This is a genomic window from Pseudomonas sp. K8, from assembly GCF_014889455.1.
Lineage (GTDB): Bacteria > Pseudomonadota > Gammaproteobacteria > Pseudomonadales > Pseudomonadaceae > Aquipseudomonas > Aquipseudomonas veronii.
In genome coordinates this window covers 78739-102049 of record NZ_VJWO01000004.1, presented here as the reverse complement: position 1 = coordinate 102049, position 23311 = coordinate 78739, and the positions used below count along the sequence as shown (strand labels likewise).

Annotated in this window: 22 protein-coding genes; 20 read left to right on the top strand and 2 right to left on the bottom strand. The window is 60.5% G+C overall.

The window, feature by feature from the left end:
- The first annotated feature begins 6 nt into the window (after nt 1-6).
- From fabZ to ispD, 12 genes are all read left to right on the top strand, one after another.
- Complete coding sequence (gene fabZ, locus INT12_RS04615; RefSeq protein WP_003172281.1) at nt 7-447, top strand: 3-hydroxyacyl-ACP dehydratase FabZ; 441 nt, start codon at nt 7-9, stop codon at nt 445-447.
- Nucleotides 444-1220, top strand: a complete 777-nt coding sequence (gene lpxA / locus INT12_RS04610) for an acyl-ACP--UDP-N-acetylglucosamine O-acyltransferase (protein WP_017844749.1) — start codon at nt 444-446, stop codon at nt 1218-1220. The genes fabZ and lpxA overlap by 4 nt, the downstream gene beginning before the upstream one ends.
- Nucleotides 1221-1222: 2 nt before the next feature.
- On the top strand, nt 1223-2362 hold the full coding sequence (gene lpxB, locus INT12_RS04605; protein ID WP_017844750.1) for a lipid-A-disaccharide synthase: 1140 nt from the start codon (nt 1223-1225) through the stop codon (nt 2360-2362).
- Nucleotides 2359-2991: a ribonuclease HII gene (gene rnhB, locus INT12_RS04600; protein ID WP_017844751.1), complete on the top strand. Its 633-nt coding sequence runs from the start codon at nt 2359-2361 to the stop codon at nt 2989-2991. The genes lpxB and rnhB overlap by 4 nt, the downstream gene beginning before the upstream one ends.
- Before the next feature lie 76 nt (nt 2992-3067).
- Nucleotides 3068-6589 (top strand): DNA polymerase III subunit alpha, encoded by a 3522-nt coding sequence (dnaE, locus tag INT12_RS04595; protein WP_046384461.1) that lies wholly within the window; start codon nt 3068-3070, stop codon nt 6587-6589.
- Nucleotides 6590-6727: 138 nt separating this feature from the next.
- Entirely contained in the window at nt 6728-7675 is a 948-nt protein-coding gene (locus INT12_RS04590; RefSeq protein ID WP_017844753.1) for an acetyl-CoA carboxylase carboxyltransferase subunit alpha, read from the top strand.
- 161 nt (nt 7676-7836) lie between these two features.
- On the top strand, nt 7837-9156 hold the full coding sequence (tilS, locus tag INT12_RS04585; RefSeq protein WP_102617375.1) for a tRNA lysidine(34) synthetase TilS: 1320 nt from the start codon (nt 7837-7839) through the stop codon (nt 9154-9156).
- Between the two features lie 273 nt (nt 9157-9429).
- Nucleotides 9430-11061 (top strand): CTP synthase, encoded by a 1632-nt coding sequence (locus INT12_RS04580; protein ID WP_026139768.1) that lies wholly within the window; start codon nt 9430-9432, stop codon nt 11059-11061.
- 5 nt (nt 11062-11066) lie between these two features.
- A complete protein-coding gene (gene kdsA / locus INT12_RS04575) occupies nt 11067-11912 on the top strand; it encodes a 3-deoxy-8-phosphooctulonate synthase (RefSeq protein WP_010563535.1) in 846 nt (281 codons plus the stop codon).
- Between the two features lie 152 nt (nt 11913-12064).
- Nucleotides 12065-13354, top strand: coding sequence for a phosphopyruvate hydratase (eno, locus tag INT12_RS04570; protein WP_017844757.1), 1290 nt, complete (start codon nt 12065-12067; stop codon nt 13352-13354).
- A 171-nt stretch (nt 13355-13525) separates the two neighbouring features.
- Entirely contained in the window at nt 13526-13804 is a 279-nt protein-coding gene (gene ftsB / locus INT12_RS04565) for a cell division protein FtsB (RefSeq protein WP_017844758.1), read from the top strand.
- A complete protein-coding gene (gene ispD / locus INT12_RS04560; protein WP_017844759.1) occupies nt 13801-14508 on the top strand; it encodes a 2-C-methyl-D-erythritol 4-phosphate cytidylyltransferase in 708 nt (235 codons plus the stop codon). The genes ftsB and ispD overlap by 4 nt, the downstream gene beginning before the upstream one ends.
- A 111-nt stretch (nt 14509-14619) precedes the next feature.
- Here the strand turns inward: ispD and INT12_RS04555 are convergent, their stop codons facing one another.
- Nucleotides 14620-15522 (bottom strand): LysR substrate-binding domain-containing protein, encoded by a 903-nt coding sequence (locus tag INT12_RS04555; RefSeq protein WP_046384458.1) that lies wholly within the window; start codon nt 15520-15522, stop codon nt 14620-14622.
- Between the two features lie 109 nt (nt 15523-15631).
- Here INT12_RS04555 and INT12_RS04550 point away from each other — a divergent pair, with 109 nt between their 5' ends.
- The 8 genes from INT12_RS04550 to rpoS all read left to right on the top strand — a co-directional run bounded on the left by INT12_RS04550 (nt 15632) and on the right by rpoS (nt 22751).
- A complete protein-coding gene (locus INT12_RS04550; protein WP_193039393.1) occupies nt 15632-16744 on the top strand; it encodes an S-(hydroxymethyl)glutathione dehydrogenase/class III alcohol dehydrogenase in 1113 nt (370 codons plus the stop codon).
- Between the two features lie 8 nt (nt 16745-16752).
- Nucleotides 16753-17598 carry an S-formylglutathione hydrolase gene (gene fghA / locus INT12_RS04545; RefSeq protein ID WP_017844762.1) on the top strand — a complete coding sequence of 282 codons (846 nt, stop codon included), beginning with the start codon at nt 16753-16755 and terminating at the stop codon, nt 17596-17598.
- A gap of 54 nt (nt 17599-17652) precedes the next feature.
- Entirely contained in the window at nt 17653-18126 is a 474-nt protein-coding gene (gene ispF, locus INT12_RS04540; protein WP_017844763.1) for a 2-C-methyl-D-erythritol 2,4-cyclodiphosphate synthase, read from the top strand.
- Entirely contained in the window at nt 18123-19181 is a 1059-nt protein-coding gene (gene truD / locus INT12_RS04535; RefSeq protein WP_193058771.1) for a tRNA pseudouridine(13) synthase TruD, read from the top strand. Before ispF ends, truD begins: the two co-directional genes overlap by 4 nt.
- On the top strand, nt 19169-19918 hold the full coding sequence (gene surE, locus INT12_RS04530; protein WP_017844765.1) for a 5'/3'-nucleotidase SurE: 750 nt from the start codon (nt 19169-19171) through the stop codon (nt 19916-19918). Before truD ends, surE begins: the two co-directional genes overlap by 13 nt.
- Nucleotides 19919-19959: 41 nt before the next feature.
- The gene (locus INT12_RS04525; RefSeq protein ID WP_169850588.1) at nt 19960-20595 is read left to right on the top strand and encodes a protein-L-isoaspartate(D-aspartate) O-methyltransferase; all 636 of its coding nucleotides are present in this window, start codon (nt 19960-19962) and stop codon (nt 20593-20595) included.
- A 209-nt stretch (nt 20596-20804) separates the two neighbouring features.
- Nucleotides 20805-21641, top strand: a complete 837-nt coding sequence (locus INT12_RS04520) for a peptidoglycan DD-metalloendopeptidase family protein (RefSeq protein ID WP_026139769.1) — start codon at nt 20805-20807, stop codon at nt 21639-21641.
- 105 nt (nt 21642-21746) lie between these two features.
- On the top strand, nt 21747-22751 hold the full coding sequence (gene rpoS, locus INT12_RS04515; protein ID WP_017844767.1) for an RNA polymerase sigma factor RpoS: 1005 nt from the start codon (nt 21747-21749) through the stop codon (nt 22749-22751).
- A 190-nt stretch (nt 22752-22941) separates the two neighbouring features.
- Here the strand turns inward: rpoS and INT12_RS04510 are convergent, their stop codons facing one another.
- Nucleotides 22942-23151, bottom strand: a complete 210-nt coding sequence (locus INT12_RS04510) for a cold-shock protein (protein ID WP_002554837.1) — start codon at nt 23149-23151, stop codon at nt 22942-22944.
- Nucleotides 23152-23311 lie beyond the last annotated feature (160 nt).

Genomic DNA, 23311 nt, shown 5'->3' with positions numbered 1-23311 from the left:
CCCGAAATGATGGACATCAACGAGATTCGCGAATACCTGCCTCACCGTTACCCGTTCCTGCTGGTGGACCGTGTAGTGGACCTCAATGTTGAGGAAAAGCGCATTCGTGCCTACAAGAATGTCAGCATCAACGAACCGTTCTTCAATGGTCACTTTCCCGCGCATCCGATCATGCCGGGCGTGTTGATCATCGAAGCAATGGCCCAGGCTGCCGGTATCCTTGGTTTCAAAATGCTCGACCTCAAGCCTGCCGACGGCACGCTTTATTATTTCGTGGGCTCCGACAAGTTGCGTTTCCGCAACCCGGTCACCCCGGGTGACCAGTTGATCCTGGAAGCCAAGTTCATCAGCTGCAAGCGCCAGATCTGGAAGTTCGAATGCCAGGCCTCGGTGGATGGCAAGCCGGTGTGCTCCGCCGAAATCATCTGCGCGGAACGCAAACTATGAGTTTGATTGACCCTCGCGCAATCATCGATCCGTCGGCCGTACTGGCCGCCGACGTTGAGGTCGGCCCTTGGTCGATCGTCGGCGCAGGTGTGGAAATCGGCGAGGGGACTGTCATCGGGCCGCACGTGATCCTCAAGGGACCGACCCGCATTGGCAGGCACAATCGCATCTATCAGTTTTCCTCGATAGGCGAAGACACCCCCGACATGAAGTACAAGGGGGAAGAAACACGCCTGGTAATCGGTGATCACAACATCATTCGTGAAGGCGTGACCATTCACCGTGGCACCGTGCAGGACCGTGCCGAGACCACGTTGGGTGATCACAACCTGGTCATGGCTTACGCGCATATCGGCCACGACAGTGTGATCGGCAACCACTGCATCCTGGTCAACAACACCGCGTTGGCAGGCCATGTACACGTTGACGATTGGGCGATCCTGTCCGGTTTCACCCTGGTGCATCAGTACTGCCACATCGGCGCCCATAGTTTTTCCGGCATGGGCACGGCTATCGGCAAGGATGTCCCGGCGTTCGTCACGGTGTTCGGCAACCCTGCCGAAGCCCGCAGCATGAACTTCGAAGGCATGCGCCGTCGGGGTTTCAGCGACGATGCGATCCACGCCCTGCGTCGCGCCTACAAGGTGGTTTACCGCCAGGGCCTGACGGTTGAGCAGGCATTGGCCGAACTGACCGAGCCGGCAACGTTGTTCCCGGAAGTCGCGGTGTTCCGTGACTCGATCCAGGCGTCGACCCGCGGCATCACGCGCTGATCATGGCCAATCTGCGTATCGCATTGGTCGCCGGGGAAGCTTCCGGCGATATCCTGGGCGCGGGGCTGATGCGGGCGCTCAAGGCCCAGCATCCGGCGGTCGAGTTCATTGGCGTGGGCGGCCCGTTGATGCAGGCCGAGGGCCTCACCTCCTACTTCCCCATGGAGCGCTTGTCGGTCATGGGGTTGGTGGAAGTGCTGGGCCGTCTGCGTGAGCTGCTGGCACGGCGCAAGCTGCTGATTCAGACCCTGATCCAAGAAAAACCTGACGTGTTCATCGGAATCGACGCGCCGGATTTCACCCTCAATATCGAGCTCAAGTTGCGTCAGGCCGGGATCAAGACCGTGCATTACGTCAGCCCGTCCGTGTGGGCGTGGCGGCAGAAGCGCGTGCTGAAGATCCGCGAAGGCTGTGATTTGATGCTGACCTTGCTGCCGTTCGAAGCCCGTTTCTACGAAGAGAAGGGCGTGCCGGTGCGGTTTGTCGGGCACACGCTGGCCGACACCATCCCGCTGCACGCCGATCGTGCTGCGGCGCGTGCCGAACTGGGCTTGCCGGACGGCCCGCTGGTCGCGCTGATGCCGGGCAGTCGGGGTGGCGAAGTGGGCCGCCTGGGCGCGCTGTTTTTTGATGCCGCCGAGCGCCTGCTGATCATGAAGCCTGGCGTGCGCTTTGTGCTGCCGTGTGCGAGCCCGCAACGTCGCGCACAGATCGAAACCTTGCTGCAAGGGCGCAACCTGCCGTTGACCCTGCTCGATGGTCAGTCGCACCTGGCCCTGGCGGCGTGCGACGCGGTGCTGATCGCCTCGGGTACCGCGACCCTGGAGGCGTTGCTGTACAAGCGTCCGATGGTCGTGGCTTACCGCCTGGCGCCGCTGACCTTCTGGATTCTCAAGCGCATGGTTAAAAGCCCCTACATCTCCTTGCCCAATCTGCTGGCCCAGCGCCTGTTGGTGCCGGAATTGTTGCAGGACGATGCAACGCCCGCAGCCCTGGCGCAGACGCTACTCCCCTTGATCGACGGCGGCGAAGAGCAGACCCGCGGCTTTGACGAGATCCACCGCACCCTGCGGCGCGATGCGTCAAACCAGGCGGCGGATGCCGTGTTGACCTTGATCGGCCATAAACAGGAAGCCCTATGACGACGCAAATGGGGCTGGATTTCAGCCTGGTCGCGCAAGCCCACGAACTGGTGGCCGGCGTGGATGAAGTCGGGCGCGGCCCGCTCTGTGGTGCCGTGGTGACGGCGGCGGTGATTCTTGACCCGAACCGGCCGATCCTCGGCCTCAACGACTCGAAGAAACTCACCGAAGCGCGTCGGGAAAAACTCTTCGACGAGATCTGTGAAAAAGCCCTGAGCTGGCATATCGCCCGGGCCGAAGTCGAAGAAATCGACGAGTTGAATATCCTCCACGCCACCATGCTTGCCATGCAGCGCGCCGTCGAGGGCCTGCATATCACCCCGAAACTGGCGATGATCGATGGCAATCGCTGCCCGAAACTGGCGATGCCGGCTGAAGCGGTGGTCAAGGGTGATAGCAAGGTGCCTGCCATCGCGGCCGCCTCGATTCTGGCCAAGGTCAGCCGTGACCGTGAAATGGCTGCGTTCGAATTGATCTACCCCGGCTACGGCATCGCGGGCCATAAAGGCTACCCGACGCCCGTTCATCTGGAAGCACTGGCCCGTCTCGGCCCGACGCCGATCCACCGCCGCTCGTTCGCCCCGGTGCGCCTGGCTTACGAACAGCGCGAGAGCCTCAGCGAGGTTTAGTCGCGAGGCTGATGTTTTTGCCCAGGCCCGGTACAATCCCGGGCCTTGTTGTTTCTACGTTTAAGACAGGATCACTATGCCGGCTTCATTCGTTCACCTACGCCTGCACACTGAATACTCCCTGGTCGACGGCCTGGTACGGATCAAACCGCTGGTCAAAACCCTGGTGGGCATGAACATGCCTGCCGTCGCGGTCACCGATCAGAACAACATGTGTTCCCTGGTCAAGTTCTACAAGAACGCCATGGGCGCCGGCATCAAGCCGATCTGCGGCGCCGACCTGTGGCTGTCGAACAAAGACCCGGATAACCCTCTGAGCCGCATCAGCCTGTTGGCGATGAACGGCGTCGGTTATCGCAACCTCACCGAACTGATTTCCCGTGGCTTCATCGACGGCCAGCGCAACGGCGCGGTGATCATCGAGCGCGAGTGGGTGGCCGAGGCCAGCGAGGGCGTGATCATGCTCTCGGCGGCCAAAGAGGGTGAGATCGGGATCGCGCTGCTGGGCGGCAACCCGCAGGAAGCCGAAGTACTGGCCCGCGAGTGGATGGCCGTGTTCCCTGACCGCTTCTACCTGGAAGTCCAGCGCACCAACCGCCCCAACGATGAAGAACATCTGCACGCCGCCGTGGCCCTGGCCGACAAGCTGGGCGCGCCGCTGGTGGCGACCAACGATGTGCGCTTCATCAAGAAGGAAGATTTCGAAGCCCACGAAACCCGCGTGTGCATCGGCGAAGGGCGGGCCCTGGATGACCCGCGCCGCTCGAAAAACTACAGCGAAGAGCAATACCTCAAAAGCGCCGAGGAAATGGCCGAGCTGTTCAGCGACCTGCCCGAGGCCCTGGAAAACTCCGTCGAAATCGCCAAGCGCTGCAATATCGAAGTGAAGCTGGGCAAGCACTTCCTGCCCAACTTCCCGATTCCCGAAGGCATGACCATCGATGAGTATTTCCGCAAGGTATCGTTCGATGGCCTGGAGGAACGCCTCTCGGTCCTGCTGCCCAAGGACACCACCGAAGATTACGAAGCCAAGCGTCAGGTCTACGTCGACCGGCTGAATTTCGAGCTGGATATCATCATCCAGATGGGGTTCCCCGGTTACTTCCTGATCGTGATGGACTTTATCCAGTGGGCCAAGAGTAACGGCGTGCCGGTTGGTCCTGGCCGGGGCTCGGGTGCCGGCTCGCTGGTTGCCTATGTGCAGAAGATCACCGACCTCGACCCGCTGGAATATGACCTGCTGTTCGAACGCTTCCTTAACCCGGAACGGGTCTCCATGCCCGACTTCGACGTCGACTTCTGCATGGACGGTCGCGACCGTGTGATCGAATACGTGGCCGATAAGTATGGCCGCAACGCCGTGAGCCAGATCATCACGTTCGGTTCCATGGCGGCCAAGGCGGTAATCCGCGACGTGGCCCGGGTGCAGGGCAAGTCCTACGGCCTGGCGGATCGCCTGTCGAAGATGATCCCGTTCGAAGTCGGCATGACCCTGGAAAAGGCCTACGAGCAGGAAGAAATCCTGCGCGACTTCATCAAGGTCGACGAAGAAGCCGCCGAAATCTGGGAGATGGCGCGCAAACTCGAAGGCGTGGTGCGTAACGTCGGTAAACACGCCGGTGGCGTGGTGATCGCGCCGACCAAGCTCACCGACTTTTCGCCGATCTATTGCGACGAAGAAGGCGATGGCCTGGTGACCCAGTTCGACAAGGACGACGTGGAGGCGGCCGGCCTGGTGAAGTTCGACTTCCTCGGCCTGCGGACTCTGACGATCATCGACTGGGCGCTCAAGACGATCAACCGCGACCGTGCCAAGGTCGGCGAAGCACCGCTGGACATCGCGTTTATCCCGCTGGATGACAAGCCGACCTACAGCCTGCTGCAAAAAGCCGAAACCACGGCGGTGTTCCAGCTGGAATCCCGCGGCATGAAAGAGCTGATCAAAAAGCTCAAGCCCGACTGCCTGGAAGACTTGATCGCACTGGTCGCCCTGTTCCGTCCGGGCCCGCTGCAATCGGGCATGGTGGATGACTTCATCAACCGTAAGCACGGTCGCGCCGAACTGGCCTACCCGCACTCGGACTACCAGTACGAAGGCCTCAAGCCGGTACTGGCACCGACCTACGGCATAATCCTGTACCAGGAACAGGTGATGCAGATCGCCCAGGTCATGGCCGGTTACACCCTCGGTGGTGCGGACATGCTGCGTCGCGCCATGGGTAAGAAAAAGCCCGAGGAAATGGCCAAGCAGCGCGGCGGTTTCATCGAGGGCTGCGCCACCAACAATATCGACGCCGACCTTGCCGGTAACATTTTCGACCTGGTGGAAAAATTCGCCGGTTATGGCTTCAACAAATCCCACTCCGCTGCCTACGGCCTGGTGTCGTACCAGACCGCCTGGCTGAAGGCCCACTACCCGGCGCCGTTCATGGCCGCGGTACTCTCGGCGGATATGCACAACACCGACAAGGTCGTGACCTTGATCGAGGAAGTGCGAACCATGAAGCTGCGCCTCGACGCGCCGGACGTGAACGCCTCGGAGTTCAAGTTCACCGTGAACGACGAAGGCCGCATCATCTATGGCCTGGGGGCGATCAAGGGGGTGGGCGAGGGCCCGGTGGAAGCGATCACCGAGGCGCGCCAAAACGGCCCGTTCAAGGATCTGTTCGATTTCTGCGCGCGGGTCGACCTCAAGCGCATCAACAAACGCACCCTCGATGGCTTGATCCGCAGCGGCGCCCTCGACCGTCTCGGCCCGTATTTCCATGATGAGCCGAAGGCCTACCAGGCGAATATCGACCGCAATCGCGCGGTGCTGCTGACCGCCATGGAAGAAGCGATCAAGGCCGCCGAACAGACCGCCCGCACCCACGACAGCGGTCACGCCGACCTGTTTGGCGGGTTGTTCGTCGAAGAAGACGCGGATGTCTACGCCAACCATCGCAAGGCCAAGGAACTGACCCTCAAGGAACGCCTCAAAGGTGAGAAAGACACCCTGGGCCTGTACCTGACCGGTCATCCGATTGACGAATACGAAGGGGAAATCCGTCGTTTCGCCCGTCAGCGCATCATCGACCTGAAACCGGCGCGCGACACCCAGACCGTCGCCGGCATGATCATCGCCCTGCGGGTGATGAAAAACAAAAAGGGCGACAAGATGGGCTTTATCACCCTCGACGACCGCTCCGGCCGGATCGAGGCGTCGCTGTTTGCCGATGCGTTCCATTCGGCGCAGTCGCTGTTGCAGACCGACGCTATGGTGGTGGTGGAAGGGGAGGTCAGCAACGACGACTTCTCCGGCGGCCTGCGCCTGCGGATCAAGCGCGTGATGAGTATGGAAGACGCGCGCACCAACCTGGCCGAAAGCCTGCGCTTGAAGGTCAAGACCGAGGCGCTCAAGGGCGATCAGCTGCGCTGGTTGGGGGACTTGCTCAAACGCCACCGTGGCGCATGCCCGGTGACCATGGAATACACCGGTAACGACGCCAAGGCCATGCTGCAGTTCGGCGAGACCTGGCGAATTGATCCCGCTGATGGCTTGATTCAAGCATTGCGTGACCAGTTCGGTCGTGACAACGTCTTCCTCCAATACCGTTGACGATCAGGTGATGGCAAATAGCCTGATCTCGACCAAACATTTAATCTCGACCTAGACGCGCCTCTCCCTTAAGGTAGGGCGCGAATAGACAACCGGCTGGCCAGGCACTCCTTGGCCGTCGACCCAAGACGGACGCTTATGAACCCGAATTTTCTTGATTTCGAACAGCCGATCGCTGACCTGCAAGCCAAGATCGAAGAACTGCGCCTGGTCGGCAATGACAACTCGCTGAATATCGGCGATGAAATCGCTCGCCTGCAAGACAAGAGCAGCTCGCTCACCGAAGACATCTTCGGCAAGTTGACCAGTTGGCAGATCGCGCGCCTGGCCCGCCATCCGCGCCGTCCGTACACCCTGGACTACATTCAGCACATCTTCACCGAGTTCGACGAGCTGCACGGCGACCGCCACTTCTCCGACGACGCGGCCATCGTGGGCGGTATCGCTCGCCTGGACGACCAGCCGGTGATGGTGATCGGTCACCAGAAAGGCCGTGAAGTGCGCGAGAAAGTCCGCCGTAACTTCGGCATGCCGCGTCCGGAAGGCTACCGCAAGGCTTGTCGCCTGATGGAAATGGCCGAGCGCTTCAAAATGCCGATCCTGACGTTCATCGACACCCCGGGCGCGTACCCGGGTATCGACGCCGAAGAGCGCAACCAGAGCGAAGCGATCGCCTGGAACCTGCGCGTCATGTCCCGCCTGAAAACCCCGATCATTGCCACCGTGATTGGTGAAGGTGGTTCCGGCGGTGCGTTGGCCATTGGTGTCTGCGACCAATTGAACATGCTGCAATATTCGACCTACGCGGTGATCTCGCCGGAAGGTTGCGCCTCGATCCTGTGGAAAACCGCCGAGAAAGCGCCGGACGCTGCCGAAGCGATGGGCATCACCGCCGATCGCCTCAAGGGCCTGGGGATCGTGGATAAAGTCATCGCCGAACCATTGGGCGGCGCCCACCGCGACCCGGCCGCCGCTGCCGCGACCATCCGTGCCGAACTGGGTTCGCAACTGGCGATGCTCAAGAAGCTGGATACCGAAGCACTGTTGGCCCGGCGTTACGAGCGCCTGATGAGCTACGGTCTCTAAACCGCAGCCGTAAAAAATGTGGGAGGGGGCTTGCTCCCGATTGCCGAGTGTCAGTCAATGCATCTGGTGACTGACCTGCCGCTATCGGGAGCAAGCCCCCTCCCACATTTGCTTTGTGTATGCTTGGCCAACGTATTCCAGGTTTGCGGCGGTAACATCTGATGAAACCATTACTTTCCGCCAAACTCCTGCAAACCCTGGCCCCCTGGCGCAACGCTCCGGCCTGGCATATCGCTTTTTCCGGCGGGCTTGATTCCACCGTCCTGCTGCACCTCCTGGCAAATCTCGCCAAAACCGAGAAGCTTCCTACGCTCGGCGCTGTTCATGTCCACCATGGCCTGCAAGCTGCAGCCGATGCCTGGCCCGCTCATTGTCAGTCGGTCTGTGACGCCCTTGGCGTACCCTTGAAGGTGATGCGCGTGCAGGTGCGGGCTGGCGCAAGCCTGGAGCGCGCGGCCCGTGATGCGCGCTATCAGGCATTCAGTGAGGTGGTCGGGGCAGGGGAAGTGTTGCTCATCGGCCAGCATCGCGACGATCAGGCCGAAACCTTGCTGTTTCGTCTGTTGCGCGGCGCGGGGGTGCAAGGATTGGCGGCCATGCCGATGCAGCGTGCGCTGGCGGGCGGTCATCTGCTGCGGCCGTTGCTGCGCAGTTCACGCGCGCAGCTGCAGGCCTACGCCGAGGAGCACCAGTTGACGTGGATCGAAGACCCTTCCAACGCCGATCCCCGCTTTTCGCGCAATTACCTGCGCCATCGTGTATTCCCGCGGCTGACCGAGCGCTGGCCCCAGGCCGTGGCCAACCTGGCCCGTGCCGCTGAACATTTGAGCGAAGCCCAAGGCCTGTTGGACGAGTTGGCGCACATCGACCTGCAAGCCGCCGAGCAGCCTTCGCCTTTTCCGTGGCTGCCCTTGCCGTCCTTGGCCCTGGCGCCGTTGTGTGAGCTTTCCGACGCGCGTCAACGCAACGCCCTGCGCCATTGGCTGAGCCCGCTCACGCGTTTACCCGACAGCGACCACTGGGCCGGCTGGCATTCCCTGCGCGACGCCAAGCTCGATGCACAACCCCTGTGGCGCTTGGCCAACGGCGATCTGCACCGTTGCGGCGAGCGCATCTGGTGGCTGCCCTCCGGTTGGTCGGAGTTTTCCGACGCATCGGTGAGCTGGGCGCAGCCGCAAAACCCGCTAGAGTTACCGGGTAATGGCCAACTCCGGTTGATCGGCCGGGTTCCCGAGGGCGTGTTGCAGGTTCGCTATCGCCAGGGCGGCGAAATCATCGACATTCCGGGGCGCGGTCGGCGCGATTTGAAGCGTCTGCTCAACGAAAGTGGGCTGCCGGGTTTTGTCCGTGGCAGATTGCCGCTGCTGTATCGGGGCGAGCAATTGCTGGCTGTGCCCAGCCTTGCAGGGCTTTGGAAGACGTCGAATGACGGCTGGCAATTACATTGGATGCCACAGACCTGCGATCAAGGTTTGAGCTGATAGCGCCTTTCCGGTAGACTACGCTCCCTTCTTGATACAACTTCTGTGGATTCGCCTGAATCGCAGCAGTTGCCGATTACCAAGCAGTCTTTGCTGGGCGATTCCAAAAAATGTGTAGCGATCAACGTACCGGTGTTTCATTGCTGGTCTGTCACCACGCGGCGGTTTTTTTGAAAGGTGCACTGTGATTAATGCAGGTGATCGGGGGCTTCGGCCTTCCTTCGCTTTCCCCGGCGGCTCGGACCGCTTTAACGCAGACTTCTAGGGTTTTTCATGACGCGCTACATATTCGTCACGGGCGGTGTTGTTTCTTCATTGGGGAAAGGCATTGCCTCCGCTTCATTGGCGGCCATCCTGGAGGCGCGGGGACTTAAGGTCACCATGCTCAAGCTGGACCCGTACATCAACGTTGACCCGGGCACCATGAGCCCGTTCCAGCACGGTGAAGTGTTCGTCACCCACGACGGCGCCGAGACCGACCTGGACCTGGGCCACTACGAGCGGTTCATCCGCACGACCATGACCCAGAACAACAACTTCACCACCGGCCGTGTCTACGAACACGTGCTGCGCAAGGAGCGTCGTGGTGACTACCTGGGTGCAACCATCCAGGTGATCCCGCACATCACCGACGAAATCAAGCGCCGCATCATCAAGGGCGCGGGCGATGCCGACGTGGCGATGGTCGAGATCGGTGGCACCGTGGGTGACATCGAATCCCAACCGTTCCTCGAAGCCATCCGCCAGTTGCGTTTCGAAGTCGGCGCCAAGCGCGCGATGCTGATGCACCTGACACTGGTGCCCTACATCGCCACCGCCGGCGAAACCAAAACCAAGCCAACCCAGCACTCGGTCAAGGAACTGCGTTCCATCGGCCTGCAGCCGGACGTGCTGGTGTGCCGTTCCGATCACCCGATCGATATTTCCTCGCGTCGCAAGATCGCGCAGTTCACCAACGTTGAAGAGCGTGCGGTGATTGCCCTGGAAGACGCCGACACCATCTACAAGATCCCGGGCATCCTGCATTCCCAGGGCCTGGACGATTTTGTGGTCGAGCGTTTCGGCCTGCAATGCGGCGGCGCGGATCTGTCCGAGTGGGAAGCCGTGGTCGACGCCAAGCTCAACCCTGAGCACGAAGTCACCATCGCCATGGTCGGCAAGTACATGGAGCTTTTGGACGCGTACAAGTCGCTGATCGAAGCGATGAGCCACGCCGGCATCAGCAACCGTACCAAGGTCAACCTGCGCTATATCGATTCCGAAGACATCGAGAACCAAGGCACCGCGCTGCTCGAAGGCGTCGACGCGATCCTCGTTCCAGGCGGTTTCGGCCTGCGTGGCGTGGAAGGCAAGATCACCGCCGTGCAGTACGCTCGTGAGCACAAGGTGCCGTACCTGGGGATCTGCCTGGGCATGCAAGTGGCCGTTATCGAGTTCGCTCGTAACGTGCTGGGTTGGAAAGACGCCAACTCCACCGAGTTCGATCATTCCAGCGGCCACCCGGTCGTAGGCCTGATCACCGAGTGGGAAGACGCCACCGGCGCCGTTGAAACCCGTACCGAATCGTCCGACCTGGGCGGCACCATGCGCCTCGGCGCGCAAGACTGCCTGCTGGAGCCGGGTTCGCTGGTCCACGACTGCTACGGCAAGGACGTGATCGTCGAGCGTCACCGTCACCGCTACGAAGTGAACAACAACCTGCTGCCGCAGATCAAGGCAGCCGGCCTGAAAGTCTCCGGTCGCTCCGGTGACGGCAAGTTGGTCGAAGTGGTCGAGGCGCCGGATCATCCATGGTTCGTGGCCTGCCAGTTCCACCCTGAGTTCACCTCGACGCCGCGCGACGGTCACCCGTTGTTCAGCGGTTTCGTTAAAGCAGCACTGACGCAACATCAGAAGAAGGCGTGAAGCTGATGGCCCAGAAGATCATTCGCGTAGGCGACATCGAGATTGCCAACGACAAGCCCATGGTGCTGTTCGGCGGCATGAACGTGCTGGAAAGCCGCGACATGGCGATGCAGGTCTGTGAAGAGTACGTCAAGGTTACCCAGAAACTGGGTATCCCTTATGTGTTCAAGGCCAGCTTCGACAAGGCCAACCGTTCGTCCGTGACCTCCTATCGCGGCCCGGGCCTTGAAGAAGGCATGCGGATCTTCCAGGACATCAAGCAAGCCTTCGGCGTGCCGATCATCACCGACGTCCACGAGCCTGAACAGGCTGCCGTGGTCGCCGAGGTGTGCGACATCATCCAGTTGCCGGCCTTCCTGTCGCGCCAGACCGACCTCGTGGTCGCCATGGCCAAGACCGGTGCGGTGATCAATATCAAGAAAGCCCAGTTCCTCGCGCCCCAGGAAATGAAGCACATCCTGAACAAGTGCGTGGAAGCGGGTAACGACCAGTTGATCCTCTGCGAGCGCGGTTCGAGCTTCGGCTACAACAACCTCGTGGTGGACATGCTCGGTTTCGGCATCATGAAACAGTTTGAATACCCGGTGTTCTTCGACGTGACCCACGCGCTGCAAATGCCGGGTGGTCGCGCCGATTCCGCTGGCGGGCGTCGTGCCCAGGTATTGGACCTGGCCAAGGCCGGCATCAGCCAGTCCCTGGCCGGCCTGTTCCTGGAAGCCCACCCGGACCCGGACAACGCCAAATGCGATGGTCCTTGCGCCCTGCGCCTGGACAAACTGGAGCCATTCCTGGCCCAGCTCAAGCAGTTGGACGAGCTGGTCAAGAGTTTTCCGACGGTAGAGACCGCGTAAGCGCCATTTCTCCGTGCAGGAGCCGAGCTTGCTCGCGATGAGGCCCGAGAGGGCACTATTACTGGCAAGTTCGTTCCAAATATTGCAATGTGCGCGACAAGTTAAATCGAGCGGTATAGAGCGTTTTCGTCAACTTTGGAGTGTTTACAACAATGGCAAAAATCGTCGACATCAAAGGTCGTGAAGTTCTCGACTCCCGTGGCAACCCCACCGTCGAAGCCGACGTGCTTCTCGATAACGGCATCATCGGCAGCGCTTGCGCGCCGTCCGGTGCTTCCACAGGTTCCCGCGAAGCGCTGGAACTGCGTGATGGCGACAAGAGCCGTTACCTGGGCAAGGGTGTCCTCAAGGCGGTAGCCAACATCAACGGTCCGATTCGCGACCTGTTGCTGGGCAAAGACCCGCTGGACCAGAAAGCCCTGGACCACGCGATGATCAAACTCGACGGCACTGAAAACAAAGGCAGCCTGGGTGCCAACGCCATCCTCGCCGTGTCCCTGGCCGCCGCCAAGGCCGCCGCGCAGGACCAGGACCTGCCGCTGTACGCCCACATCGCCAACCTCAACGGCACACCGGGTGTGTACTCGATGCCGGTGCCGATGATGAACATCATCAACGGCGGCGAGCACGCCGATAACAACGTCGACATCCAGGAATTCATGGTGCAGCCGGTTGGCGCCAAGACCTTCTCCGAAGGCCTGCGCATGGGCACCGAGATTTTCCATCACCTCAAGGCTGTGCTGAAGGCCCGTGGCCTGAGCACCGCCGTGGGTGACGAAGGTGGTTTCGCGCCGAACCTGGCGTCCAACGAAGATGCACTGAAAGTCATCTCCGAAGCCGTGGCCAACGCCGGCTACACCCTGGGCACCGACGTGACCCTGGCCCTGGACTGCGCCGCCAGCGAATTCTACGAAGACGGTAAGTACAACCTGTCCGGCGAAGGCCAGGTGTTCAACTCCGAAGGGTTTGCCGAGTACCTCAAGGGCCTGACCCAGCGCTACCCGATCATCTCGATCGAAGACGGCCTGGACGAGTCCGACTGGGACGGCTGGAAAATCCTCACCGACAAGATCGGCGAAAAAATCCAGCTGGTGGGCGACGACCTGTTCGTGACCAACACCAAGATCCTGAAAGAAGGCATCGACAAGAAGATCGCCAACTCGATCCTGATCAAGTTCAACCAGATCGGCACCCTGACCGAAACCCTGGAAGCCATCCAGATGGCCAAGGCCGCGGGCTACACCGCCGTGATCTCGCACCGCTCCGGCGAAACCGAAGACTCGACCATTGCCGACCTGGCCGTGGGCACGTCGGCGGGCCAGATCAAGACCGGCTCGCTGTGCCGTTCCGATCGCGTGTCCAAGTACAACCAATTGCTGCGTATCGAAGAGCAACTGGCGGGTAAAGCCAAGTACAACGGTCGCAGCGAGTTTCGCGGCTGATCAGTAAATGGTAAAAAGTCGGCAGATTGTGTCGGAAAAATCACGAGAGTGTGCAATTCGACGCTAATCTGATGACGATCAAGCACAAGCCTGGGTCTTCCAGGCTTCGTGCTATCCGTTGCTGCAAAAGTTTTGTATGGCGGTCTTTTTTCACTGGATACCCGATATTCGATGCGCAGTCCCAATTGGTTGTTCCTCGTCTTGCTCTTGTTGCTGGCTGGCCTGCAGTACCGCCTATGGGTGGGTAATGGCAGCTTTGCGCAGGTAAAAGACCTGACCCAGCAAATTGCCGACCAGCACGCCGAAAACGAACGCCTGCTGGAGCGCAATCGCGTTCTCGATGCCGAGGTGCTTGAGTTGAAAAAGGGCATGGAGACCGTCGAAGAGCGGGCTCGCCATGAATTGGGCATGGTCAAGGAGGGCGAAACCCTCTACCAGTTGGCCCAATGAATCACCGTTTGCCGGCCTTCTGGGCCGTGATTCCTGCCGCGGGCATCGGTGCCCGTATGGCTGCGGACCGTCCCAAGCAGTACTTGCAACTGGGCGGGCGCACTATTCTCGAACACAGCCTTGGCTGTTTTCTCGACCACCCCTCGCTCAAGGGCCTGGTGGTCAGTCTTGCTGTTGATGACCCTTACTGGCCTCACCTTGCGTGTGCCGCTGACCCGCGTATCCAGCGGGCGGACGGTGGCTCGGAGCGTTCGGGCTCGGTACTCAATGCGTTGCTGCAGCTCAATGCCCTGGGCGCCAGCGATGATGATTGGGTCTTGGTGCATGATGCGGCGCGGCCTAACCTGAGTCGTGACGATCTCGACAAACTGCTCGCCGAACTCGCGGACGATCCGGTGGGCGGCCTGCTGGCTGTGCCGGCCCGCGATACCCTCAAGCGTGTAGACAAGCATGGTCGCGTCATCGAGACCGTTGACCGCAGCCTGATCTGGCAAGCCTACACACCGCAGATGTTCCGCTTGGGCGCGTTGCATCGCGCATTGGCCGACAGCCTGGTGGCCGATGCGGTGATCACCGACGAAGCCTCGGCCATGGAATGGTCAGGCCAGGCGCCGCGCCTGATCGAAGGACGCTCAGACAATATCAAGGTGACCCGGCCCGAGGACCTGGAATGGCTGCGACTACGCTGGGCCAATCGGCTGTAGGAGCGAGCTTGCTCGCGAAAAACGTCAACGATAACGCGGACAATCTGGATTGAAGCGGCGCTCTCAAGTTTTTCGCGAGCAAGCTCGCTCCTACATAAACGATAAACGCCATCAATGCTCAGTACCGTACTCCGGCCGTTCGGCCAACCCTGCCTTTAAATAATCCACCAGCTTCCTGACCTTCGGCGACAAATGCCGCTGCTGCGGATATAACGCCCACACCGCCGTATTCGGCGGCTGATGCGCTTCCAGTAACGACACCAGCGCGCCACTGTGCAAATGCTCGAGCACGTAATAGTCCGGTAACTGACACAAGCCCACCCCTTGCAACGCCGCGTCCAACACCGCTTGCCCACTGTTGCAGCGCCAGTTGCCCTGCACCCTTTGGGAAAATTCGCGCCCGTCCTGGGCCAGTTGCCAGATGTCCGAGCTGCCGATCAGGCAGTTGTGCCGAGTCAATTCCGACAAACTGTGCGGCCGCCCATACCGCGCCAGGTAGGACGGCGACGCGCACAAGTACATGCGGCGCGGCGCCAGGCGGCTGGCGACCATGCGCGAGTCTTGCAGGCGTCCCAGGCGAATCGCCAGGTCGAGGCCTTCGTGTACCAAGTCCAACTGACGATTGCTCAGTTCGATGTCCACCCGCAGTTGCGGGTAAAGCCCCATGAACCGCGTCACCAGCGGCACGATGAATCGTTCGCCATACGCCACGGCGCAGGTCATGCGCAGCATGCCCTTGGGCTCGCTGGCGAGGTCGCCGACGGCGCGCAGGGCCTCTTCGCGACCATCCTGCAGGCGCTGGCAGTGTTGCAGAAAGGTCTGGCCGGCTTCGGTCAGGGTCACCTTGCGCGTACTGCGATACAGCAAGCGCGTTTGCAGCCGTTCTTCCAGGCGAGCCACTTGCCGGCTGATGTGCGACGAAGATACCCCAAGGCGTTCCGCCGCCGCGGTGAATTGGCTGCATTCAGCGACGGCGACGAACTCATCGATGCCTTCCCAGCGGTTTTCCAGCATGGCGATTATCCCTGTACAGCAATAAAGTTTTGCTTTTACCTGGATTATTAATCAGCGGGGCATGTTTTACACTCGCCGTCTTAGTTTTTAACTCCCAGGAGAAACCCGGATGATCAAGTCCCGCGCCGCCGTAGCCTTCGAAGCCAAGAAGCCCCTCGAGATCGTAGAAGTGGATGTCGCCATGCCCAACGCCGGCGAAGTGCTGTTGCGCGTGGTTGCGTCCGGTGTGTGCCATACCGACGCCTACACGTTGTCGGGCGCCGACCCGGAAGGCATCTTCCCGTCGATTCTCGGCCATGAAGGCGGTGCGGTGGTTGAGGCGATCGGCGAGGGCGTGACCTCGGTTGCAGTCGGCGACCATGTGATCCCGCTCTACACCCCGGAGTGCGGCAAGTGCAAATTCTGCCTGTCGGGCAAGACCAACCTGTGCCAGGCGATTCGTGCCACCCAGGGCAAAGGCCTGATGCCCGATGGCACCACGCGTTTCTCCTACAAGGGTCAGCCGATTTTCCACTACATGGGCACCTCGACCTTTTCCGAGTACACCGTGCTGCCGGAAATTTCCGTGGCGAAGATTCCTAAAGACGCGCCGCTGGAAAAAGTCTGCCTGCTCGGCTGTGGCGTCACCACCGGCATCGGTGCGGTGATCAACACCGCCAAGGTCAAGCCCGGCGATACCGTCGCCATCTTCGGCTTGGGCGGTATCGGCCTGTCGGCGGTGATCGGCGCGGTAAAAGCCAAGGCCGGTCGCATCATCGCCATCGACATCAACCCGGCCAAGTTCGAAATCGCCAAGCAACTGGGCGCCACCGACTGCATCAACCCGAAAGACTACGATCGCCCGATCCAGGACGTGATTGTCGATTTGACTGACGGCGGCGTGGACTTTTCCTTCGAGTGCATCGGCAACGTGCAACTGATGCGCGCCGCCCTCGAGTGCTGCCACAAAGGCTGGGGCGAATCGGTGATCATCGGCGTTGCCGGTGCCGGCCAGGAAATTTCCACCCGTCCATTCCAACTGGTGACCGGCCGCGTCTGGCGCGGTTCGGCCTTTGGCGGCGTGCGTGGTCGCAGCGAGCTGCCCAGCTACGTGGAAATGGCCCAGAGCGGCGAGATCCCGTTGGACACCTTCATCACCCACACCATGGGCCTGGAAGACATCAACAAAGCGTTTGATCTGATGCATGAAGGCAAGAGCATTCGTACCGTCATTCACTTCTGAGGTCGGCCATGAGTCTGGAAAACCTGTCGTGCCAGAAGAGCTTCGGCGGCTGGCATAAACGCTACAAGCATCATTCCGAGGTGCTCGGTTGCGACATGACCTTCGCCGTCTACCTGCCGCCGCAAGCGGAGCAGGGCGGCAAGCTGCCGGTGGTGTACTGGCTGTCCGGGTTGACCTGCACCGATGAAAACTTCATGCAGAAAGCCGGCGCCCAGCGCATGGCGGCCGAACTGGGGCTGATCATTGTTGCGCCGGACACCAGCCCGCGTGGTCCTGGGGTGCCGGGCGATCCGGACAACGCCTGGGATTTCGGCCTGGGGGCCGGTTTCTATCTGAATGCCACCCAGGAACCCTGGGCCAAGCACTATCGGATGCATGACTACGTGGTGCAGGAATTGCCGGCGTTGGTTGAGGCGCATTTCCCGGCTTCGCAGAAGCGCGGTATCAGCGGCCACTCCATGGGCGGCCACGGTGCGCTGGTATGTGCATTGCGCAACCCCGGGCGTTACCTATCGGTGTCGGCGTTTTCGCCGATCAACAACCCGATGGATTGCCCATGGGGCCAGAAAGCCTTCTCCCGTTATCTGGGCGAAGAGCGCTCGAAGTGGCGCGAGTGGGACGCTTGCGTGCTGATCAGCGAAGCCGCGGAAAAGCTGCCGTTGCTGGTGGACCAGGGCGACCGCGACGACTTCCTCGCGGTGCAGCTCAAGCCCGAAGCCCTGCAGCAAGCGGCGAAAGCGGCCAACCATCCGCTCGAACTGCGCCTGCAACCGGGCTACGACCACAGCTACTTCTTTATCGCCAGCTTCATCGAAGACCATTTGCGACATCATGGCCGTGCTTTGCTCGGTTAATATGCGACAAAAGTAGGTAGAATCACGCCCTGAATTAAATCGGGGCGTTTTTTTATGCGTATTGGCCACGGCTACGATGTGCACCGTTTCGCTGAAGGCGATTTCATCACCCTGGGCGGCGTGCGGATCGCGCACCACCATGGGTTGCTGGCTCATTCCGACGGCGATGTCCTGCTGCACGCGTTGAGCGACGCCTTGCTCGGCGCCGCGGCGCTCGGCGATATCGGCAAGCACTTTCCGGACACCGACCCGACCTTCAAGGGCGCGGACAGCCGGGTATTGCTGCGCCATGTGGTCGGCCTGATCCACGCCAAAGGCTGGAAGGTCGGCAACGTCGATAACACCATCGTGGCCCAGGCGCCGAAAATGGCCCCCCACATCGAGTCGATGCGCGCGTTGATCGCGGCGGATCTGCACATTGAATTGGATCAAGTGAACGTGAAAGCCACCACCACCGAAAAGCTCGGGTTTACCGGTCGTGAAGAGGGCATCGCGGTACATTCCGTCGCTTTGTTGCTGCGCGCATGAACGACTTGCAACTGCTGGGCCCACGGGCCTATGGCGAGGCCTTGGGCAGCGCCGTGCTGAAGGCTACCGCGGAAGATTTCCAGGTCGACGAAGTGCTCGATATCCCGCTGAGCGGTGAGGGTGAGCACCTGTGGCTGTGGGTGGAAAAGCGTGGCCTCAACACCGAAGAAGCTGCGCGCCGGATCGCCAAGGCCGCCGGCGTGCCGTTGCGCACCGTCAGCTATGCCGGGCTAAAGGATCGCCAGGCGTTGCCCCGCCAGTGGTTCAGTGTGCAACTGCCGGGCAAGGCCGATCCGGACCTGAGCGGAGCGGAAAACGACACCCTCAAGATCCTCAAGACCGGCCGCCACAAGCGCAAGCTGCAACGCGGTGCTCATTCGGCCAACGGTTTTACCTTGCGCCTGACGCAACTGGCGGGGGATCACGCGGCCATCGATGCGCGCTTGCAACTGATCGCCCAGCACGGCATTCCCAATTATTTCGGCACCCAGCGCTTTGGCCACAACGGCGGCAATGTGGTGGATGCGCGTGAGTGGGCGGCCCGCAAGGCCTTGCCGGAGCAGCGCAACGTGCGTTCGCGGTTGCTGTCGACGGCACGCAGTTTCCTCTTCAACAAAGTGTTGGCGGCCCGTGTCGCGGACGGTTCCTGGCAGCGTGCGCAGGTCGGCGATCTGCTGGCCTTCACCGACAGTCGCAGTTTTTTCCCGGCGGGGGAGGCTGAATGCAGCGACCCGCGCCTGGCGATCCTCGATCTGCACCCCACCGGACCGCACTGGGGCGAAGGCGATTCGCCAGCCAGCGGTGCAACCCATGCGCTGGAGCAGGCGGTTGCCGCCAGTGAGGCCGACCTGCGCGATTGGCTGGTGAATGCCGGCATGAGCCAGGAACGTCGCATTCTGCGACTGCCCATTGGCGGGTTGACGTGGCATTATCCCGGGCCTGACATTCTGCAATTGGAATTCGTCCTGCCGGCCGGATGCTTCGCCACTGTCTTGGTGCGCGAGCTTGTTGATCTGGTGCCGGTGGGGCAGACGGACAGCCCATGCGTATTCTGATATCAAATGACGACGGTGCCACCGCACCCGGCCTCGCCGCGCTTCATGCTGCGCTGGCGGATTACGCCGAGTGCGTGGTGGTTGCCCCCGACCAGGACAAGAGCGGCGCCAGCAGTTCGCTGACGCTCGACCGTCCGCTGCACGTACACGTTCTGGCCAATGGCTATATCAGCGTGAACGGCACCCCCACCGACTGCGTACACCTGGCGATCAACAGTTTGTTGGATCAGGAGCCGGACCTGGTGGTGTCGGGCATCAACCTCGGCGCCAACCTGGGGGATGACGTGCTGTATTCCGGCACGGTGGCGGCGGCCCTGGAAGGGCGTTTCCTGGGGCGGACCTCGTTTGCCTTTTCGTTGACCTCGCGTCAATTGGACAACCTGCCGACGGCCGCGCATTTCGCGCGCAAGCTGGTGGAGGCCCACGGTTCCCTCGATCTGCCGCCCCGGACGGTGCTTAACGTCAATATCCCCAACTTGCCCCTCGAGCATATTCGCGGTATCCAGCTCACGCGCCTGGGCCATCGCGCCCGCGCGGCGGCGCCGTTGAAGGTGGTCGACCCGCGTGGCAAGGAAGGTTATTGGATCGCCGCTGCGGGCGATGCCGAAGACGGTGGGCCGGGCACTGACTTTCATGCGGTGATGCAAGGCTATGTATCGATTACCCCGTTGCAGCTCGATCGCACCTTCAGTGATGCCTTCAGTAGTCTCGATGGCTGGCTGGAGGACTTGCGCTGATGGCTCGTGAACAAGACGACCTGTTGCGTCGCGGCATCGGGATGACCTCCCAGCGCACCCGCGAGCGTCTGATCCAGCGCCTGTACGAAGAGGGCCTGTCCAACGCCCAGGTACTGGAAGTGATCCGGCGCACGCCCCGGCACCTGTTTGTCGATGAGGCCCTGGCCCATCGCGCCTACGAAGACACGGCGTTGCCGATCGGGCATAACCAGACCATTTCCCAGCCGTATATGGTTGCGCGCATGAGCGAGCTGCTGCTGGCGGCGGGCCCGTTGGACAAGGTGCTGGAGATCGGCACCGGTTCCGGCTACCAGACTGCCGTGCTGTCGCAGTTGGTAGAGCGCGTGTTCTCGGTGGAGCGCATCAAGGTGCTGCAGGATCGCGCCAAGGAACGCCTGGTGGAACTGAACCTGCGCAACGTGGTGTTCCGCTGGGGCGATGGCTGGGAAGGCTGGCCGGCGCTGGCGCCGTATAACGGCATCATCGTCACCGCGGTCGCCACCGATGTACCGCAGGCGTTGCTTGATCAACTGGCCCCCGGCGGTCGGCTGGTGATCCCGGTGGGTTCCGGCGAAGTGCAACAATTGATGCTCATTATCCGTGAAGACGAAGGCTTTTCCCGGCATGTGCTCGGCGCCGTGCGTTTCGTGCCGTTGCTCAATGGCCCGCTGGCCTGATCATTTATTCGCGAGCAGTGAATTCTGTTGGCAGTGATGTGTCTTACGGCGGGGTCTATAGAGTCAACATGATCGGTCGTTGGTTTTAAACGCGATGAATCTTTCGTTTCAGTCGTGTGCCAGTAAAAAGCCAATGCCCAGTTATACTTACGACATATTTCAAGCCTGATACAGGCATTCATGTTCAGCCACCACAAAGGGAGCGGCGGGTGAGTCTCACAGGTCTTGCGCAGCGTATGAGTAAAACAAGCTTTCAGCGACTGGTGCTTGGCCTTGTCTTGAGTTCCTTATTGGCGGCTTGTTCGAGCACGCCTTCCGGGGGCGCGAGGGTGGTTGATCGCACGAATGCCGCGCCGCAGAAGCCGACCGTGACCACGGGGCAGTATGTGGTGCGCAAGGGCGATACGCTGTTTTCGATTGCCTTCCGCTATGGCTGGGACTACAAGGCGCTCGCCGCACGCAACAATATTCCGGTGCCCTACACGATACATCCGGGTCAGACGATTCGCTTCGATGGGCGCACCGGTTCAACACCGACATCAGTGGTGACAAACACCACATCTTCGCCCTCGTCCTCGAGCAAAACCACGATCATCACGCGGCCTGCAGGCAGCGCCGCGCCTGCGGTTGCGAGCAAACCGGCAGCCGCGCCGCTGCCGCCTGCGGGGCCTGCGCCGACCGGCTGGGGATGGCCGTCGAACGGCGTATTGATTGGAAAATTCTCTTCAAACGGTAGTTTGAATAAAGGCATTGATATCGCCGGGGATTTGGGACAGCCTGTTTTAGCTGCATCTGATGGGACAGTGGTGTACGCCGGGAGTGGTTTGCGGGGCTACGGCGAGCTGGTCATCATCAAACACAGCGATACCTACGTCAGTGCTTACGGCCACAACCGTAGGCTGTTGGTTCGGGAGGGGCAGCAGGTCAAAGTCGGACAGACAATTGCCGAAATGGGGTCAACTGGTACAGACCGGGTGAAACTGCACTTTGAGATTCGCCGCCAAGGGAAACCTGTAGATCCTCTGCAATTCCTACCCCGTCGTTGATGTGTTGCCAGCCTGTTCCCTCACGTAGAAGGAACAGGCTCTAGCGTTGCCAAGGATAAAGGCGTCGCTTGAGCTTGAGGTCGAACTCACCAAAGGACTATAACAATGGCTCTCAGTAAAGAAGCGCCGGAGTTTGACATCGACGATGAGGTTCTCCTTACGGAGACCGGCATCGCTATGGAATCGATGTCGAATGAGGGAATGGCTGTACCTTCAGTTCGCACCAAATCCAAGAACTCCACTGCGTTAAAGCAACATAAGTACATTGACTACACGCGGGCGCTCGATGCGACCCAGCTGTACCTCAATGAAATCGGCTTTTCCCCTCTGCTGACTCCCGAAGAAGAAGTCCATTTTGCGCGCTTGTCGCAAAAGGGCGATCCGGCTGGGCGCAAGCGCATGATTGAAAGCAACCTGCGCCTGGTGGTGAAAATCGCCCGACGCTACGTCAATCGCGGGCTGTCACTGTTGGACCTGATCGAGGAGGGCAACCTGGGCTTGATCCGGGCGGTGGAGAAGTTCGACCCCGAACGCGGCTTCCGCTTCTCGACTTATGCCACCTGGTGGATTCGTCAGACCATCGAACGGGCGATCATGAATCAAACCCGCACGATCCGGTTGCCGATCCATGTGGTCAAGGAGCTCAACGTCTACCTGCGGGCGGCGCGTGAGCTGACACAAAAACTCGATCATGAACCCTCTCCTGAAGAAATCGCCAACCTGCTGGAAAAACCGGTGGGCGAGGTCAAGCGCATGCTCGGTCTTAACGAGCGCGTGTCTTCGGTCGACGTCTCGCTGGGCCCGGATTCGGACAAAACCCTGCTGGACACCCTGACGGATGATCGCCCGACAGACCCTTGCGAGCTGTTGCAGGACGATGATCTTTCCCAAAGCATTGACCAGTGGTTGTCGGAGCTTACGGACAAGCAGCGCGAGGTGGTGATTCGCCGCTTCGGCCTGCGCGGTCATGAGAGCAGCACCCTGGAGGATGTAGGCCTGGAGATCGGCTTGACCCGTGAGCGGGTGCGGCAGATCCAGGTAGAAGGGCTCAAGCGCTTGCGTGAGATCCTGGAGAAGAACGGCTTGTCGAGCGAGTCGTTGTTTCAGTAACGACGCAGTCTGAATGTGGGAGGGAGCTTGCTCCCGATGGCAGTGGATCAGTCACTGGATGTATTGACTGACCCACCGCCATCGGGAGTAAGCCCCCTCCCATATTTTTTGCGCTCATGCATGCCCAAATCCAAGGCATAAAAAAACCCCGCTTTTAAGGGCGGGGTTCTTTCGACTGAGTCAGTACAAGTTAGATAACTTGAACTTCTTCAGCTTGCATGCCTTTCTGACCGCGGGTAGCGATGAAAGAAACCTGTTGGCCTTCTTTCAGGCTTTTGAAGCCGTCGGATTGGATAGCTTTGAAGTGAACGAACAGGTCGTCACCGGATTGTGGAGTGATGAAGCCGAAGCCTTTTTCATCGTTGAACCACTTAACGGTACCAGTTTGGCGATTAGACATGGTGTATCTCCTTGGACAAAGTTAACTGCGACTCAGGAAAAGCCCTGGCCGAGACTGAGTGCAAAGAGCAGGAAAAATTCTTGGAGATGGTTGGATCGAAATTCAACATATCGTGTAGAGATTCTCAGTGACACAAGCAGCACAGTGGCGCCACCTTAAC